The sequence below is a fragment of the Microbulbifer aggregans genome (genome assembly GCF_020524005.1).
Classification (GTDB): Bacteria; Pseudomonadota; Gammaproteobacteria; order Pseudomonadales; family Cellvibrionaceae; genus Microbulbifer; species Microbulbifer aggregans_A.
Genome location: NZ_JAIVKK010000001.1, coordinates 595,323 through 611,397 on the forward strand (window position 1 = coordinate 595,323; position 16,075 = coordinate 611,397).

The 16,075-nt window shown below is 52.0% G+C and carries 15 protein-coding genes, 1 tRNA gene and 1 pseudogene; 6 read left to right on the forward strand and 11 right to left on the reverse strand.

Features of this window, described 5'->3' with window-relative positions:
• The first annotated feature begins 84 nt into the window (after positions 1-84).
• The 4 genes from LC093_RS02535 to LC093_RS02550 all read left to right on the forward strand — a co-directional run bounded on the left by LC093_RS02535 (position 85) and on the right by LC093_RS02550 (position 4,774).
• The gene (locus LC093_RS02535; protein WP_226661674.1) at positions 85-933 is read left to right on the forward strand and encodes an acyl-CoA thioesterase; all 849 of its coding nucleotides are present in this window, start codon (positions 85-87) and stop codon (positions 931-933) included.
• Between the two features lie 144 nt (positions 934-1,077).
• A tRNA-Pro gene (locus LC093_RS02540) sits at positions 1,078-1,154 on the forward strand.
• Positions 1,155-1,265: 111 nt separating this feature from the next.
• The gene (locus LC093_RS20415; RefSeq protein ID WP_226661676.1) at positions 1,266-2,963 is read left to right on the forward strand and encodes a DUF6538 domain-containing protein; all 1,698 of its coding nucleotides are present in this window, start codon (positions 1,266-1,268) and stop codon (positions 2,961-2,963) included.
• Between the two features lie 359 nt (positions 2,964-3,322).
• Positions 3,323-4,774 (forward strand): ATP-dependent nuclease, encoded by a 1,452-nt coding sequence (locus tag LC093_RS02550; RefSeq protein WP_226661678.1) that lies wholly within the window; start codon positions 3,323-3,325, stop codon positions 4,772-4,774.
• Positions 4,775-5,019: 245 nt separating this feature from the next.
• On the opposite strand, the gene LC093_RS02555 is transcribed toward LC093_RS02550, so the two are convergent.
• The 7 genes and pseudogenes from LC093_RS02555 to LC093_RS20495 form a co-directional block, all read right to left on the reverse strand.
• Positions 5,020-5,763, reverse strand: coding sequence for a hypothetical protein (locus LC093_RS02555; RefSeq protein ID WP_226661680.1), 744 nt, complete (start codon positions 5,761-5,763; stop codon positions 5,020-5,022).
• Positions 5,764-5,815: 52 nt separating this feature from the next.
• On the reverse strand, positions 5,816-5,947 hold the full coding sequence (locus LC093_RS20300; RefSeq protein WP_264192826.1) for a hypothetical protein: 132 nt from the start codon (positions 5,945-5,947) through the stop codon (positions 5,816-5,818).
• Positions 5,948-6,206: 259 nt separating this feature from the next.
• Complete coding sequence (locus tag LC093_RS02560; protein WP_226661682.1) at positions 6,207-6,401, reverse strand: hypothetical protein; 195 nt, start codon at positions 6,399-6,401, stop codon at positions 6,207-6,209.
• Positions 6,402-6,634: 233 nt separating this feature from the next.
• Positions 6,635-7,657, reverse strand: a complete 1,023-nt coding sequence (locus tag LC093_RS02565; protein ID WP_226661684.1) for a hypothetical protein — start codon at positions 7,655-7,657, stop codon at positions 6,635-6,637.
• A 786-nt stretch (positions 7,658-8,443) separates the two neighbouring features.
• Positions 8,444-8,995 (reverse strand): recombinase family protein, encoded by a 552-nt coding sequence (locus LC093_RS02570; RefSeq protein ID WP_226661686.1) that lies wholly within the window; start codon positions 8,993-8,995, stop codon positions 8,444-8,446.
• Between the two features lie 450 nt (positions 8,996-9,445).
• A complete protein-coding gene (locus tag LC093_RS02575; RefSeq protein WP_226662441.1) occupies positions 9,446-9,655 on the reverse strand; it encodes a hypothetical protein in 210 nt (69 codons plus the stop codon).
• A gap of 11 nt (positions 9,656-9,666) precedes the next feature.
• A pseudogene (locus LC093_RS20495) lies at positions 9,667-9,798 on the reverse strand (hypothetical protein); the annotation flags it as partial.
• A gap of 66 nt (positions 9,799-9,864) precedes the next feature.
• On the opposite strand from LC093_RS20495, the gene LC093_RS02585 reads away from it, so the two are divergent.
• Positions 9,865-10,506, forward strand: a complete 642-nt coding sequence (locus tag LC093_RS02585) for a hypothetical protein (RefSeq protein ID WP_226661688.1) — start codon at positions 9,865-9,867, stop codon at positions 10,504-10,506.
• Positions 10,507-10,702: 196 nt separating this feature from the next.
• Here the strand turns inward: LC093_RS02585 and LC093_RS02590 are convergent, their stop codons facing one another.
• The 4 genes from LC093_RS02590 to LC093_RS02605 form a co-directional block, all read right to left on the reverse strand.
• The gene (locus tag LC093_RS02590) at positions 10,703-11,341 is read right to left on the reverse strand and encodes a hypothetical protein (RefSeq protein ID WP_226661689.1); all 639 of its coding nucleotides are present in this window, start codon (positions 11,339-11,341) and stop codon (positions 10,703-10,705) included.
• A 105-nt stretch (positions 11,342-11,446) separates the two neighbouring features.
• On the reverse strand, positions 11,447-12,724 hold the full coding sequence (locus tag LC093_RS02595) for a Y-family DNA polymerase (RefSeq protein ID WP_319004898.1): 1,278 nt from the start codon (positions 12,722-12,724) through the stop codon (positions 11,447-11,449).
• On the reverse strand, positions 12,721-13,377 hold the full coding sequence (locus LC093_RS20500; protein WP_226661691.1) for a S24 family peptidase: 657 nt from the start codon (positions 13,375-13,377) through the stop codon (positions 12,721-12,723). Before LC093_RS20500 ends, LC093_RS02595 begins: the two co-directional genes overlap by 4 nt.
• A 46-nt stretch (positions 13,378-13,423) precedes the next feature.
• Positions 13,424-14,122 carry an SOS response-associated peptidase family protein gene (locus LC093_RS02605; protein ID WP_226661693.1) on the reverse strand — a complete coding sequence of 233 codons (699 nt, stop codon included), beginning with the start codon at positions 14,120-14,122 and terminating at the stop codon, positions 13,424-13,426.
• Between the two features lie 298 nt (positions 14,123-14,420).
• Between LC093_RS02605 and LC093_RS02610 the strand changes: the two genes are divergently transcribed.
• Positions 14,421-15,758, forward strand: a complete 1,338-nt coding sequence (locus LC093_RS02610; protein ID WP_226661695.1) for a hypothetical protein — start codon at positions 14,421-14,423, stop codon at positions 15,756-15,758.
• The last annotated feature ends 317 nt before the right edge of the window (positions 15,759-16,075 follow it).

Below are 16,075 nucleotides of genomic sequence, written 5' to 3' on the forward strand. Positions count from 1 at the left end.
ATTATTTTCCGCTCCCTGCCGCACTACCGAAGTGTGCCGCAGGTTTGATGGTAAAAATTTTACATAAGATAGGCAGTATCGCCCATGTTGGAAAAGCTGAGCAAGTTACTCGATGTCGAGCAGCTGGACACCAATCTCTTTCGCAGTCGTCAGCACGTGGAAAATCACCGCAAAGTACTGTTCGGCGGGCAGGTGCTCGGACAGGCGCTGATGGCCGCTGCCCGCACTGTGGATGGGCGGCTGCCGCACTCCTTGCACGCGTACTTCCTGCGCCCGGGCAGCAGCGAAAAGCCAGTTATTTATGATGTAGACCCAATTCGGGATGGAGGCAGCTTTACCACCCGCCGTATTGTTGCTCGCCAGAACGGTAAAGCCATCTTCAATATGTCGGCCTCCTTCCAGATCGACGAGCCCGGCTTTGACCACCAGGACTCAATGCCCATCGATGGCGTCGTTCCCCCGGAGGGTTTAAAAAACACCCAGGAACTGGCTGAAGACATGGGCATGCAGACCGCTGCGGACGACCAGCGCCGTTTCATGGTCGACTTCCGCCCGGTGGATCCCAAAAGCTACTTTGACCACACCGCCCGCGAAGCCCGCTGCATGTTCTGGTTTAAAGTCGACGACAGCCTGTCGGACGATCCGATCGAACACCGCAGTGCACTTTGCTACGCTTCCGATATGGCACTGCTCGGGACCAGCCTGCAGCCCCACCCTATCTCCCTGTACGACCGCGACCTAATGCCGGCGAGCCTGGACCACGCCATGTGGTTCCACCGCAAGTTCCGCGCGGATGAATGGCTGCTCTATGTTACTGACAGCCCTTCCGCCAGTGGCGCCCGCGGCTACTGCCGCGGACAGATTTTCACCCGTGACGGGATACTGGTCGCCTCGACCACTCAGGAAGGTTTGATCCGCCAGATCAAGGGCTGACGCGGGCTGGAATAATATTTTCCACCCTCACACTAAATTTAATGAAATCAGTGGTTTACAGATGCGCGGCGGCTGCTATAATGCCGCCCACTTCTTCAGGAAGAGGAAGAAAATCTCGATCTCACACTGAGACGAGACCAAAATCGGTGAGTAGCGCAGCCTGGTAGCGCACTTCGTTCGGGACGAAGGGGTCGGAGGTTCGAATCCTCTCTCACCGACCAGATTCTCTAAGCCCTTGATAATTCAAGGGTTTTTCCTTCTCGGTCAACCCTGACCAAATCAATTGCTTCACAAATGCCCGTCAGATTGCTTCACATTTGGAGCCTTTCCGCGTGGGTCGCTATATCATTTTAAGCATGAGACAGAAGAGCAACGGCTATTGGTACATCCGAGAGCGAGTACCTGTCGATGTCCAGGGCGTCATCGGCAAGAAATACTTCGAACGGTCGCTTAAAACCAAGGACAAGGACGAAGCCGCCGCCCGTGCAATTGACGCAAAAGCAGAGCTTGCGGCGCAGGTCGCAGAAGCCCGATTGAAGCTCGCACCGAAACGCAAAGACGACACTGAGCTTAAGCACCGCGACCACTACGCGTTCGCTGATATGGTCATTGATTACCAAGACGAGCTGATTGGCAACACTAGGGACATCTCGGAGTACATCGAGTATCTCAAGGGTTACGCCCCGGACATGGCAGCTAGCAAGGACGCAGCGGACCGACTCCTACTCGATTTCCTTACCGCCCGAAAGATCCCCCTCTCCCCAAACAGCAAAGCCTTTAAAGGCATCAGCACTGCTTTACAAAGCAAGTGGGTCGCCATCCTCAAGACCCTAGCCTATCGCGGCGGCAATAACTGGGGGCAGGCGACAGATACCTCACTTACCTCAGAGCATCTCTCCGAAGCTGGCCGTTCACTTCTTGATAACTCTGTGTCCATCTCTGAGCTGTACGATGAGTACAAAGCAGAAGAGAGGGCCACCACTCCAAAAAACAAACAGACCACCCTTACAGAGCGCTTCAGAGCCGTTGATCAAGTGGTGCGGTTATTCGGCGATTACATGGGCGGTGACGTATCTGTGCGTCGCGTGACCAGTCAGGATGCTTCGAATTTTTTGTCGAAGCTGGTAATGCGACCAGTAACTAAAAAGCCGGATGTAAAAGCCCAATCTTTGGACAAACAAATTGAACTTGCAGCCAAGCAAGATATGCCTCGTGTTGCGCTGAAGACGGTAAAGAAAGACATGCGGTTACTCCAGGCTGTCTTCACTTATGCTGTAGACAAACACTACATCAAAGAAAACCCTTTCGCCGGTGCATTGAAGCGGATCGACAGGAAGGTGTCAGCCGCACCTGTGAAAAAGACCGGTTACTCAGACGAGGACGTTAAAAAGGCATTTAGTTCAGATCTCTTCCGCACCAGATATCAGCCAGTACGAGCGAACGACGCCGACTACAGTAGCGCCTTTTTCTGGGTTCCGCTCATCTGCTATTACACCGGAGCAAGACTTAACGAGGTGGCACAGCTTCACCTAACAGACGTCCGCCAAGAAGAAGGCATCTGGTGTATCGACATTAACTCCGCGTCTGACGACAAGCGTACAAAGAACGGGCTGTCTCGAGTCGTACCCTTACATCAGCATTTAATTGACCTAGGATTCCTGGAGTACATCGAAGAAGGGAAACGGCAGCACAGTCTGAAGCACACAGCCACGAGCCACAGAGTGTTCCCAGAACTGCGCCCAAATGCCGATGGCAGTCTCGCTGCCAACCTCAGTAAGGCAATTGGAAGACGCCTGAAAGCCTCAGGTATCGCCCCTACCCTTCAGCCTGTCCACGGTTTCCGCCATGCCTTCAAGACTGCATGTCGCCGCCTCAACGTCCCTGAGGACGTACACGATGCAATCACCGGCCACTCTGGGACATCCGTGGGGCGGACTTACGGTGGTATCGGTGTAGCTACGGCTAACGATGTTGTGCAGTGCATTGAGCGCGTGAAGCTTCCTGTGTCTCACTTTACTGAATTGAAATAAGAAGTAAAAAGGGCAGTTCAGCGCCACCCCCTAGTGTGGCGATTGGCTCCCACCACAATATGAGACCCGGTAAATTGACAATTGAGCAAAGTCGCAAATTTCTTTAGCAAGAGAAAACTCGATGCACTTTATTGGCCTCCCAAATGGGGCCATCAATGTGTCCAGCAATCTCCGTTCCGTCATGCCCTGAGCCGCAACAATAACAGTCTTTGCGGCAGGAGAATGAAGATAGTAAAGTCAAACCTTCAGAATTCCCCAAAAGCTTGCTCATAGTTGTGTTATTCATCGGTGCAATTGGCTTGGCTTTTGTACGCTTCATTACCTGAAACGCAGTCAACGAAGAACAATAAGGATCGATTATGCCCTTAAGCAGAGAAACCAGAAGATTGGCCGCAAAATGGCAACGAGGTGATTTCCCTAAGCATTTGGAGTGGATTGAGATTAATGGTGTCCGGGGGTGGACCGGTCAACGAGTGGACTTTAACTTCCCAATTGTCGCTATCTGCGGAGAAAATGGAGCCGGAAAAAGCACCATCATTCAAGCTGCAGCAAGTATTTATGACTCAGCTTCTGACGAAAAAAACTTCGCTTCGACCTTCTTCCCTGATACAGCCTGGGACAAGCTATCCGGGGTGGCCATAAAAGCATCAGTCAGAGAGGGCACCAACTCAACAGAGGTCTCAGTCCGCAAGCCCACTACGAGATGGCGAGGCAATGACACAAGAAAAGTACGCCCTGTAAAATATTTGGATCTACGGCGCATTCAGCCCATATCTGCCCGAACAGGCTATGCACGCTTAGCTAAACCCGCCCTGAATGAAGCGACCTCTCAGAATTTTGAAGATATTGCTTTGCAGCGATTCTCTAACATTGTGGGAAAAACATACTCTTCAGCCAGACAAGCAACTACCAATTTAGATGAGAGCAGAAATATTCCAGTTGTTTCTCATGGCGGGGCTGAATATTCAGGCTTTCACCAAGGAGCTGGCGAAGCGACGATTGCCGACTTAATTGCCATTGAGATCCCTCAATATAGTATCGTCCTCATTGATGAAATCGAAACATCTCTCCATCCTAGGGCGCAAAGGCGGTTAATTCGCGATTTGGCTGAAATTTCCAGAACCAAGCTCGTTCAATTCATTCTTACAACACATTCTCCGTATGTATTAGAGGAACTACCTCCCCCCGCGAGAGTCTACGTTTTTAAAAATGGTACTGAAAAATCTGTTGTACCTGGTGTTAGTCCTGAGTTCGCGTTGTCAAAAATGGATGAGGAGGCCCACCCTGAACTAGATATATATGTCGAGGACGACGCGGCAAAGATACTTGTCGAGGAAATTCTTGCGAAGAGATCATTAAACAACCTTTCGAGATGTTCGATCTCTGCATTTGGGGCAGCCTCTGTAGGTAAAGCACTTGGTCAAATGGTTGAGGGCGATAGGTTTTCAAGACCTACAGTAGTCATCCTGGATGGAGATCAAGATCCTGCGCCGGGATGTCTCATCCTTCCCGGAGAAGATGCTCCAGAGCGGCGAATTTTTGAAGATTTACAGCAAATGGGGTGGACAGGCATAGCCCCCCTTATCAATCGCTCTCATTCGGACTTGGTCGGCGCTGCGGAGAACGCGATAACGCTAGCCGATCATCATAAGTGGGTTAAATCGGTAGCGGACCGCATGACTTTGGGAGCTGATGAGCTTTGGAGAGCAATGAGTCGTGTATGGATTAATCATTGCGCTCCTGAGAATGTCGCTGAGGACATTATTGATTGCATATCTGATCACTTAGAAACGGAAATACTTATTGCATAGAAGCACATGAATGCTTTCCGTGTACCAGCTAGTTATTCAATAAGTATCTAAGGCAACCTACTTCCTGTACAGCCTTACAAACCTGTAAACTTTTTTATGTTTCTATTGTGAAGTTCACCGGCACCGAGGGTGCCATGCCCCCCCGCTTCTAACCTTCTACCTTGAGCGCTTGGAAGCAAAAAAAAGGGGCGACCCGGAGCATGACGTTTTGTCAGACTTCGAGTCGCCCCTTTTTTCATTTCTGCTTATCGGATCTTGAACCCGTAATCTTTGGCGTAACGCTCCAGCAACTGGTTGAACGTCACTGCAGAACCTCGAGCCAGACCCACAGCGGCGCGGCGAACCTCTGCTGCTCCTTTCGGTGAGCTGGTCGCAACGTCCAACACTCGGTCAATATCGTACCCAGGCAAGTGGAAGCTGAGATGTTCCTCCAGCGTATCCATTCCCTGGTCAACAACTTCCCCCAACATCTCGATGGTGTCAGAGACAGAGCAACCGGCTTTCGCTGACAGCTCTTCGATGGCCAGAGTATCATCATCCAGGCAGCGCTCGAGAGCGTCGGCACCGACCAAGGACTCAGCCAGTCGGAGCTGTCCCTGCAACACCTGAGCCGTTTGATACTCCTCTGCGCCCTCTTCCACTTCTTCCCCTTCATCGGAGTAGAAGCCGTCCCCATCGACAAGACCGGCAGTCTTCGCATCGCCAAGACGCATGGTCGCCCCTGCAATCTCAATGATGGTGTCGTCGGTCATACGCTCCTGCAGTCGACCATCAGCATCGTACAGCGCGCCTGTCGGGGTGGCGTACTGCTCCTGTCGGCGCTTCTCTGCGTACTGGCGGTCAATCTCTGCGTGGGACGCTGCGAGACTCTGGGTCGCGGCCCATTGCTGCGCCTCTGCTTCAGATTGGAAGGTGGGCTCAAAGTCGGCTCCAGGCAGATCCTTGCCTCGTAGGTCGTTGAGTTCGTCGTAAATGTTGTAGCTGTTCATGTGATTTTTCCGTGGTGGTTGGGTGATGGGATTGGTGATAGGTGGGTGAGAGTCAGGACTTGAGGTCGGACTCGAGGTGGGCTGTGAGTCGACGCTTGAATCTCAGTTCAGCGCCGTAGGCTGCCAGGGCGTTGTTGAGGATCTCGGTGTCTGACAATGCGTCCTCACCGGTTTGCCTCTTCAATTCCTTTCTCAAATTCTTGAGTAGGACAAAGCTGGCATCGACCTGGACTGTCTTCTTCCGCTCGGCTGCTCGCTTGCGCTTCTGCCAGTCTCTGCGCTTCTGTCGCGCCCTTTCTTCGGTGTACGCGGGTGAGACTGGGGGATGCGCCCAGATGGACTGAGGGGCGCTCACAGGGCGACTCCGACAAGGCAGAGGAGAAGGAAAAGACCATTGATGGTGAAGGATGCGTGATCGTAGGTGGACATTGGGTGGACTCCGGTTAAGTGATGATTCCGGCCTTCTTGGCGTCGGTGACAAGGCGCTCAAAAGTGATCGAACGAGACACAGAGGTGCGGTGTCGATCCTTCGCGACTTCTCGTGCGTAGCGGTCGAAGGCCTCGAGTACTGAGCCAGCTACTCGGATGTGGACTTGGCGAGTGTCTTTGCGGGACTGTTGTTCGCGGCGGTTGATCATGGGTGTGGTTCTCTTGGTGGATTGGTATCAAGTGGGTAAAACAGAGACCCCAGCCGAAACCGGGGCCAAAGACCTGAGGTGGACTCATGACAGCCCAGATGGAGAGAGGAAGATTTCTCACTCCTAGTGGTCGTGTTACTGGTAGCGGGTGGGATTCGTACAGGTGGACAGGTACGGGTGTACGCGGACAGGTACGGGGTGAGACTCGGGGTGGACGTTTGGTAGGCGCTAGGTCACGACAGCTCGCGAAGTTTGCCGACCATCGCTGAGATATTGCGGATCAGTTCGACGGCGAGTTTCTCCGCGCTCTTCTCCACGCGGCCTTCGAGTTTCGCTGAGTCACGAGCCAAGGTTCCCCAGGCTTCGTCCATGCGTTTCTCGACGCGGGCTTTCTTCTCTTCGTAGTTCTCGACCTTGGCTTCTTTCACCGGCAGAGGCTTGCGCTCCATCGAGACTGTCTCTTCGTCGAGACTATCGGAGAAAAGAGAAGACGGAGGGACGTCGCGGGTGAGACTCGGGGTTTGTTCATTTTCGATCACTGATCGTTTTTGAACACCTGAGATGGTTCCTATAGATGCGCCTGTCTCCTCCGCGATCTCACGGACTGACATATCGTTCTCCTTCGCGGCGACAATCACTTCATCGCGACACTCCTTTAGGATGTTCCGGTAGTCAGCGGTAAGTCGACGCAGAGTGGGCAGGGGGATCTGCGTCATGGCCTGCACCTCATTCAGGTCCAGCATCATTCCTTTATGGAAGCGCTCCTTCATCCCGTCCATCTGGCAGATCTGCTCCAGGTATCCGCGATTGTCTTCGTCGGTCGCCTTCTTCTTACCGAACACATTGGCGGAGTGCGCGAAGAGCTTGGCGTCATTTAGTTTGTATCCGGTGTGCAGCCGTGCCAGGACATCGGTACGACCCAGCTCCTCCCGAGCCAGGACGCGATGATAACCATCGGCCAGGACATACATCTCTTCACCTGTAAGTGGTGAGGTGAGCGCGAAGACGTCGACCGGCTCCATCTCGACGTTGCTGGAGAGCAGAGTGGAGAAAAGAGAAGACGCACCGGGGCCGGGGGTCAGACTCGGGGACTGGACATTTTGGCAACTTGCCGTTTTGTCCAGAGGGGTGGTCGCGGGTGAGGCTCGGGGTTTGGCCATTTTCCGCCACTGGCGGTTTTTGGCCAGAGCGGTGACCGGGGCTAGGCTAGGGGCATTAACATTTTGGCAACTTGCCGTTTTGTTATATTCCTTCACACACAGGCTCGGGGCTTGTCCGGTTTCTATCACTGATAGTTGTCGGACACCTCCTACCACCTAGCGTTTACAACAGGGACACGCATACATAAACGGGAATATAACGTGCCACAAGGAGACAAAGGGACAACCCAGCGTCCACCCATCGTCAACACTGCGCTGTCCCTCTGCTCCACCCACGAAACACACAACCAGCCAGACCACCAGGAGCGCGGGGTGTGGCGCTGGATGTAAGACCACCAGGAGCGCGGAGTGGACGCTTGGTGGACTTGAGGAGACCTCGCGAAAGGCTGTAGTCCTTCGCTGGCTCTCACTCCCTCCTTTCTTCCCTTACCAATACAACGTGAGTCACTGCTCTGTGTCTGCCCCTGCCGGGGTTCACACAGAGTCTTACGCCTAGGTGTACTGGGTATGGTTATTACCAATAAGAGATAAGAGGTAGCGAGGAGCACAGGACTACACCCCTGTGTCCACCTACTACCGTGGATCACACAGGGTTACACCCTGGCCTTACCACTAGGTGTATTACCTTGGGACGGACTGGGGGCTCCTAGTGGTCGTGTTACTAAATATGCTGCCGAATGATCACTATTCTTATAATTATGCTTTGACATGAATCAGGGGCAGACAATCATGCTAGACCAGAATACCCTCAGATGGACACCCCGTAGACTCCAGGTCTACACCCTGAGACACCCTCAGAAGGCCTCAGGCTGGCGCTGAGTTCAACCCACCCAAGGACAGCGGGGAGACGCTGAGAGAGCCTCAGGTGGGCGCTGAGTGGCCTCAAGCTGCGAGATACTTGTACAGAGTGGAGAGACCAATCTTGAGCTGCTTCGCTGCGTCCTTCTTCGAGACACCCTGAGAGATCAGGAGCTTGGCAGTCTCGACGGTCTTGGGATCCAGGGCGGAGCGGCCTTTGTACTTGCCTTCCTTCTTCGCTCGCTCAATACCGATACGTTGGCGCTCCAGGAGCTGCTCTCGCTCCATCTTCGCGAGGCCTGCCATTACAGTGAGAATCATCTCTCCTGCAGGACTGGTGACGTCTGCGCCCCCGAGCTGGTCAATGATCAGGTGGACGCCCCGCGCCTTGAGATCCTCAGCCACCTTGAGTACCTCCTGGGTATTCCGACCGATACGAGAGACCTCCTTCACGATGAGGCTGTCTCCCTTCTCCAGGCGCTCCAGGAGCTTCTTGAACTTCGGGCGCTCGGTGGTGGTGCCGGTGAATGACTCCTGGACAGACAGGTCGTGGGCGTACCGTTCCGCGAGGTATTCGGCTTGTTGCGCTGCGTTCTGTTCTTCGGTGGATACGCGGGAGTAAATGTAAGCGGTCATGTTCTTCTCATTTTCTCGATAGGCCCTAAGATGTGTGCAGAATACGAGAATTCTATTTTTCAGACAACCCCAAATAGAAAGCCTGGAGAGTTCTCGCTAGGGATTACCCCAAAGAGAAAGAGAGAGGCGTGATCAGGTGGAATTGGTGGACGCGGGAGAAGTAACGTCTCCGGTGTCTCCTCACTTCACCTCTCCGCGTCTTGGGTCTTCCCCGCGTCGACGCTGCGTCACCCACAGTGGAAAAGACAGAGGCAGTGAGGCGGCGAGAGAGAGGGCTGGGTGGTGGACGCGGCGTGGACTGAAGGTGGACGCGGTGAAACGCTGGGAGAAAGGCTCTTTCTTCGCGCCCTGGAAAGGCATGGGTACGGGGGGAGACGCCGAATCCAGATACATTGGAAAGGGCGCAGAGGTGCGAGCCAAAAACAAAAGTGACTATTTATTGCCCAGCGTTCACGAGTAGTAATTCGAGTTGTACAGCAGCCCCCGGCGGCTCTCGATGTACTGCTTTTCGATACGGCGGATCTCTCGCACGGATTTCGCCGCGCTACCTGAATACACCTCGCGAAAGCTGAAGGCCTCCTCTCCAAGCTCGTCATAATCGTCCTGCAGCTCCTCGACGTAATGGAGCCGTTCCGCAGTGAGTACAAGTGTCGATACCAACGACGCTCGACCACTATGGAAGACCCAATGTAGGCCTTACCGGTGTACAGGTTGGTGATCATGTAAATTGAGTGCCTCTCCTGCGCCTCCTTGTCCCCGCGCTTCTCTGCGTAGGCCCCGAGTTCCTTCTTGGTGGTTTTCATGTGGTGGACTCTGGGTAGGATTGCTGAGCTAAAATGTGGAGTGCAACTAATCTGATAGTGAATTTAATGACTGAAAATAACAAAAGGGTGGATTGGGCCACTTTCCGAAAGTTCGTCGAAGAGTTTTCAAACGAGTCGGATAGAGCCGCAGTAATATTGGGGGCAGCGAAGCTAGATGAATTGCTTTATCAACTAGTTAAAGCCCGCCTCATACCGGACTCAGGTGGTCGGGATGAGCTTTTAGACGGAGACGGTCCTCTGGGGACGTATAGCTCAAGAATCAGCATGGCATTTCGCCTGGGACTTATAACTGCAGAGTTTTGTCGTGCCCTCCATTTGATACGTCGCATAAGAAATTCGTTCGCACATGAAATCGCTGGCTGCACTCTGGAAACAGGCGCCCATGCTGACCGTGTTAGAGAGTTAGCGAGGCCGTTTTTGCACCTTGATTTTTGCGTCCAGTTCAGAAAACTCCTCTTCACATCCGAACACCGGGAAGGACCTAGTACCAATTTCAGAGTGGTGCTAGCGATCATTTCCGCCAACCTCGAGCGTTTGATTTTAGACATTGCACCGCTTGAAAGCTCCGGAGCTCAGCCACTAATCAGCGCGGGAATGCTTGAATACAAATTGGATACCGCTCAAGAAAATGCCGAACCGGAAAATACCAAGATAACCACTGGTGTTCTGACGCAAGACTCTGAATAAGGCTGGCGCTACCGAGCGCCCCCCAGATCTTCTCTCAGCCCTTACCCTACAGCCGACTCCACGTCCTCCCTAAGCCGCCCCAGTCCCGGCCCGTTCCTGTACAGGCCATACGACAATGACAGCGCCCGAGCACACTCTAACGGTTTTCATTCACCACTACTTACTCAAGCCCACCCATAAGGTAATCAGCTTAAATCTAATAGCCACCATCGAACGACACTGCCCCGAAAGATCGATGCCCACACTCCTTTAATTCGTCGCTCAAGCACTCCAAATTCGCGATCAGAAAATCTGTTACGGCCTCACCTCCACTTGAGACCCAATCCGCTGATACGTAAAGTTCGTCTATGTCGGCCAAAAGATTTTCATAGTTTAATTCTTCAAAAAAACCAGCCAATATTCTTACCGCACTAAACGCAAGTTGATATCCAACCTTTCGCCCTCTGCGGCCTGGCTTTACGTAGACAGACATAAGTTTAAAATCTGCCCACATCTTCCCCTCAAACTCTTCGAGACTGAAAGAGAACTCAAGATATCCTAAACTTTGTTCTTTCCCCTCTGCATTGTCGGAGTACGCAGCCAGTACAACTGCGGTGTCAGTATTGCCAAGCTTGTCTACGTTGAGCGCGTCAGAATCGTCAGTAATTGCGTTGTATTCGGTGATCACACATTTCAAATCTTTCCCATCTACGGGCTTCACCCATACCGGCTTCACCGACTGGAAATTTGATTCTGAAAGATGGAAATACCATTCGGCGTCATCAAAGGGACATAACTCTCCGGTGCTATAAGTTTTCTGAGTGGAAAACCACTTTCTCAATGTAAGCGTGCTCAACTCAACCCTCCGAAACAGCGTCATTATTTTAAATAATTCGTTCTTTTACTCAGGAGTTATTCCACACACGCACTGTAGTGTCCAACAATCATTCCGACTGCCCATTCACACTCGTGCACTCGGTAACTGTGAGAAGTCCGACGTATAAGCTGGAGATAAAAAATCCCGCTTCATCACCCATTCATCAGATAACTTTACGCTACCAAGGACAACCTTCCCCCGCCCAAAACGATGGTTAATAGCCGCGAGGCAATCGGCGACCCCAGCCTCCATTCCGGTACTAGCGTCAAAAAGGTCACTCTGGGTCTCCGACGCCTCCTCAAGCGCTGTCAACATAACGGAAGCTCGTCGATACTCACGACCACATCCAAATACCTCACGCAGGCACGCTCGGGCAGCCTTCATTAGAACTTGAGGTGCATCACATGCAGGTCTCAGGGCCGTATATGCGGATTGCTCCCGCCACTCCCCACCCGGCACCCTGCCCTGCAATGAGACCACCAACCTACCTGCCACTCCCTTTTGGGCGGCGAGCTTTTCACAAGCCAACATGACGTGATTGGCGATAGACGCCATCAGTGCATCAAAATCGGTGAGGAGCTTGCCAAACATACGACCGGATACAATTTCGTTCTTCGCCTGATCAAGCGGCGCCAACTCAATACAAGGAGTCCCCTGAAGTTCACGCATAGTTCGCTCGACCGTGACACCAAAGGCCTTACGCATGGTCGGCATGTGGGAAACCGACAGATCCCACGCGGTCTCGATGCCGAGAGCCTCAAAGCGCTCCGCAAGCCGAGACCCAACGCCCCAAACTTCCCCCACAGGCAACTGCTTCAACAGCTGCTGTCGATGGTACTCCGAGTTGAGCTGCAGGACGCCACCCGAAACACCCAGTGTCTTCGCAAAGTGATTGCAAGCCTTCGCTAGCGTACGTGTCGGTGCAATCCCCGCACAGCAAGGCATGGACGTCCACTTGTGTACGGCACTGACCGCTCGCTGGCAGTGAGCAGCAAGGTCCTCCCCAAACCCTCGAAAATGCAGAAAGCTCTCGTCAATGCTGTACTGCTCGACATCAGGACAAAACTGCTCCAGCGAGGCCGTGAAGCGACAGGACATATCGTGGTACAGCTCGTAGTTGCTGCTTCGCGGTACAACGCCACGCTCCCGGAAGAACTTCCGGACTTCAAAAACGGGAGTCCCCATCTTCACTCCCATTGCCTTTACCTCGGCACACCGAGCGATCACACACCCATCATTGTTCGAGTAGACCGCAACCGGTTTGTGTCGAATCGTAGGGTCGAAAGCTCTCTCAGAAGATACGTAGAAGTTGTTTACATCCACCAAGGCAATTTGGTTAGGCTCCAGATCCCAGCACTTCACCCGTGCCCCCTGTGCCGCGTCAGGCTCGCGATAACGACCCCATCAAGATCGTACTGTGGGGCGTTCCTCAGTATGACATCGGGATACTCCGGGTTCCCCGCGACAAGGCGATCAGGTTTCGTCCGGTACTGCTTCACCAGGAAGCCCTCAGTACACCCCGCGATCACAATGTCGCCATCATGCAGGTCACAGCTACGATCGACCACCAGCAAGCTCCCGTGATGTATGCCGTGGGCGATCATGGAACGCCCCTCTGCCTTCACCAAGTACGTGGCGTACGGTCGCCGTATCAACCACTCATGGATCGACACAGGGTCAGGCCCTGGGTCAGCGCGGCGTCGGAACAGATGGACAGTAGACGCCACCACAGCGCCTATTTGGTCCCCACAAACCTCCCCACACGGCCACAGCTGCAGCTCATCCTCGCTAGGAAACCAGAGCTGATCACCATTTACTGGGCGTAACGACTCGTCCAGTACAAGGTATGTGCGTCCGTCAGATCCTAACGGCACGAGCTGACAACTGACGCGAGAAGGCCATAGCCAGTCGTCAATGACCAAAGGCTTCGCGGCATAGGCCGCTGCAGGCGAGGGAAACCCTGCCGAGACGGCAACAGGTAAGAAAGGAACTGGAATCGGAACTACTGTATTCATATACAGTATTTTGGGAAACTCCCGTCAACCGGTCAAGACTCTTTGTTCAGGCGACCATTCGGTGGTCGTAGTGGACTGAATCTCGGTGCCCAGAGAGGAATTCCTTCCACTCTTGAGGGCTTTGGGACTCAGGGTTAAGCCACTGGTCTACTGCATCACCAGCCAGGAAGATGGGCGACCTATCGTGGCCCGCTGCTGCAACCTCAGGTGGTGGCTCGTCAGTGATCATCGAGCAGCTGTCGAACTCCAACTCCCCACCTAAGGATGACCAACGGTCCCACAGCACAGGAGCCCAAATGATCTCTTTCCCTTGGGGCATGAACTGAATTTCAACACTCTTGCCTTTGGGGGCCACCCACTCGTAGAAAGAGGTGAATGGCAGAATTCCGTGACGGCGTCCAATCAACCCCTTCCAGGTACGCTTCTCGAGGATCGTGTCGAGTCTGGCATTGAAGAGTTGGTATTTCGACGACAGTTCAGTATAGGAGCCCGCCGGGCGGAGTGTGTAACGCAGAGGGCGGAGCCAAGTTTGCCTCTCCTCCCTGACAACGACTGGACAGAAGTAGCGGGGATACACCCTCCCACCAGGCCCTGCCAGTTTCAGCTGGCTTGAGCGGGGCTTCCCAGGCATCCCCAATACAGCCTGAACTTCATCCATAGACACCCCCTCTTCCCACGCCTGCATCTCACGGAGACGTACCCACGCAGCCTTGTCTCGCTCGAACTCCACGGGCAACAGAGTCATCTGGTCATCATTGGGAACGCTCACTGAATAGCACATATGGAATCCATGAAGTGATCTGATGTGTATCGACGTCTGTCAGTGTACAAAGTATCACCATTCGAACCGAGATCGACAAAGAGTCTAATTTAGCTGAATAGGCGAAAGCTCCGCTAACCGAACAAAAGCATTCAGTTACCAATCACCCCAAATAGCACTTCATATGATAGGATCGACGCAATAATTGATATGCGCATCACAAGTTGATGCCCTCTTAATATGGTCTTAGAACACTGACAGCGCCGGAATTTCGAGAATAAAAATGAGCAAAGATGCAGAAGAGTTGCTTGACGAAATAGATGAAACCTCTTTTAAATCTGGCAAAGAGATACCTATATATTGGTTCACTCGTAGAAGTAATAAGACAACTAAATTAGTCGGAAACAACAAGACTGAGAATTATTTACAAAGCCGAAACCGAGCGTTCGGCTTTGAATTTGAACGCCCTATGTATGTTGAATATATCTCAGTAGAAACGGAGGGCTACCCCCCGAATCACAAAGCTGACTTTAGTGAAACACTGCATCTTGATAATTCACCAAAAGAATCCTCACGCAAGTTAGTCGACAATAAATTTATATTAAGGGTGAACAATTTACTTACATCATTTTCATTTAAACCAGAAAAAACGCAAAATGATGCACAAATAAAAAGAGTAACAGTCATAGGGACAACCCTGCCCGAACTGTATCAATCGCTTACCGTACTCGGAAGAATTGATGCATATAAAGATGAAATTTATAGCCAGTGCCAGAAGAAGATTGAAGAAAAGGATGCGGCCGAATCAGAACTCAGAGGCATTGAGGAAGAAAAAAGCTCCAAAGAAAGCTCAATAGAAGAGCTAAAATCAGTTGGGGACGCACTGGAAAATTCAAAACAAGATCTTCTCAAAGAAAATGAAGACTTATTGTTAGCGATAAGTCGTAAAGAAAAAGAATTAGAATCCACACACGATAGACTCTCTGCAGTCAATGATGAAATTGATATAAAAATACGAGAAAGCAAAGGGCTAAACCAAGAAATCCATGACAGAAAGAGTACACTCCGGGCACTCGTGAACGATATCAACTTATTCCCCACAGAGATAAGTGGTTTTGTCCATCAAGGAGCTAGAAATATAAGGACATACCTAATACTTGCATTTTTACCTATAGCTTTACTTGTATTCGTCGCCAATTACCTTTTCACCAGTGCAGCAGAGTTCGCGGAAATAGCCAAGACACTCACCCTTGATAATGTTTGGAGTATTTTCATATCAAGACTGCCCTTTGTCGCGATTTCTACCGCAATTATTGGGGCCTGCTATAAAATTTCGGCGACCTTTGTGAGAGAGATAATGCGAATCAACTCGCAAAGACTCAATTTATCAAAAGTCAGCATCATCGCTAAAGATGTCTCAGATTCCTCAAGCCATGACTTGGAAATGGACGGCGACGAAATTTACGAGGCTCGCACCAAACTTAAAATGGACCTCCTCAAGTCCCACCTTAAAGGCTACATTGACCAAGGCTATGAGTACCAACCAAGTCGAAAAGGCAAGACAGCAAGAACTGAGATTTCCAATTCAGTCAACGAAGATGAGAGCGCCGAGGAACGCTGACTGATTAGCGCGCCACTGTTCGCTCTGTGTTCCCTACACCTCCTAACTAGAACTTGTGTACCTCTCGAGCGCCCCCTACTGCACATTTCACTGTAGAGGAACTGAGAAACGTTTTAGCGCCTTTAGGCTGCAGAGCTACCGCAGCGGGGATCACTAGTTCGGAATACTCAATATCTAAAATCCGGATTGCTCTTGGCCCCAAAAAGTGACTATATAGTTCCACAGTCCAGTCCCCATGGAATTTCCGCGCACTCCATTGATTCGAATTCTGCCAACGCAACTGACCCAGAAGTCTCTTGAACAGCAATGGATTACTT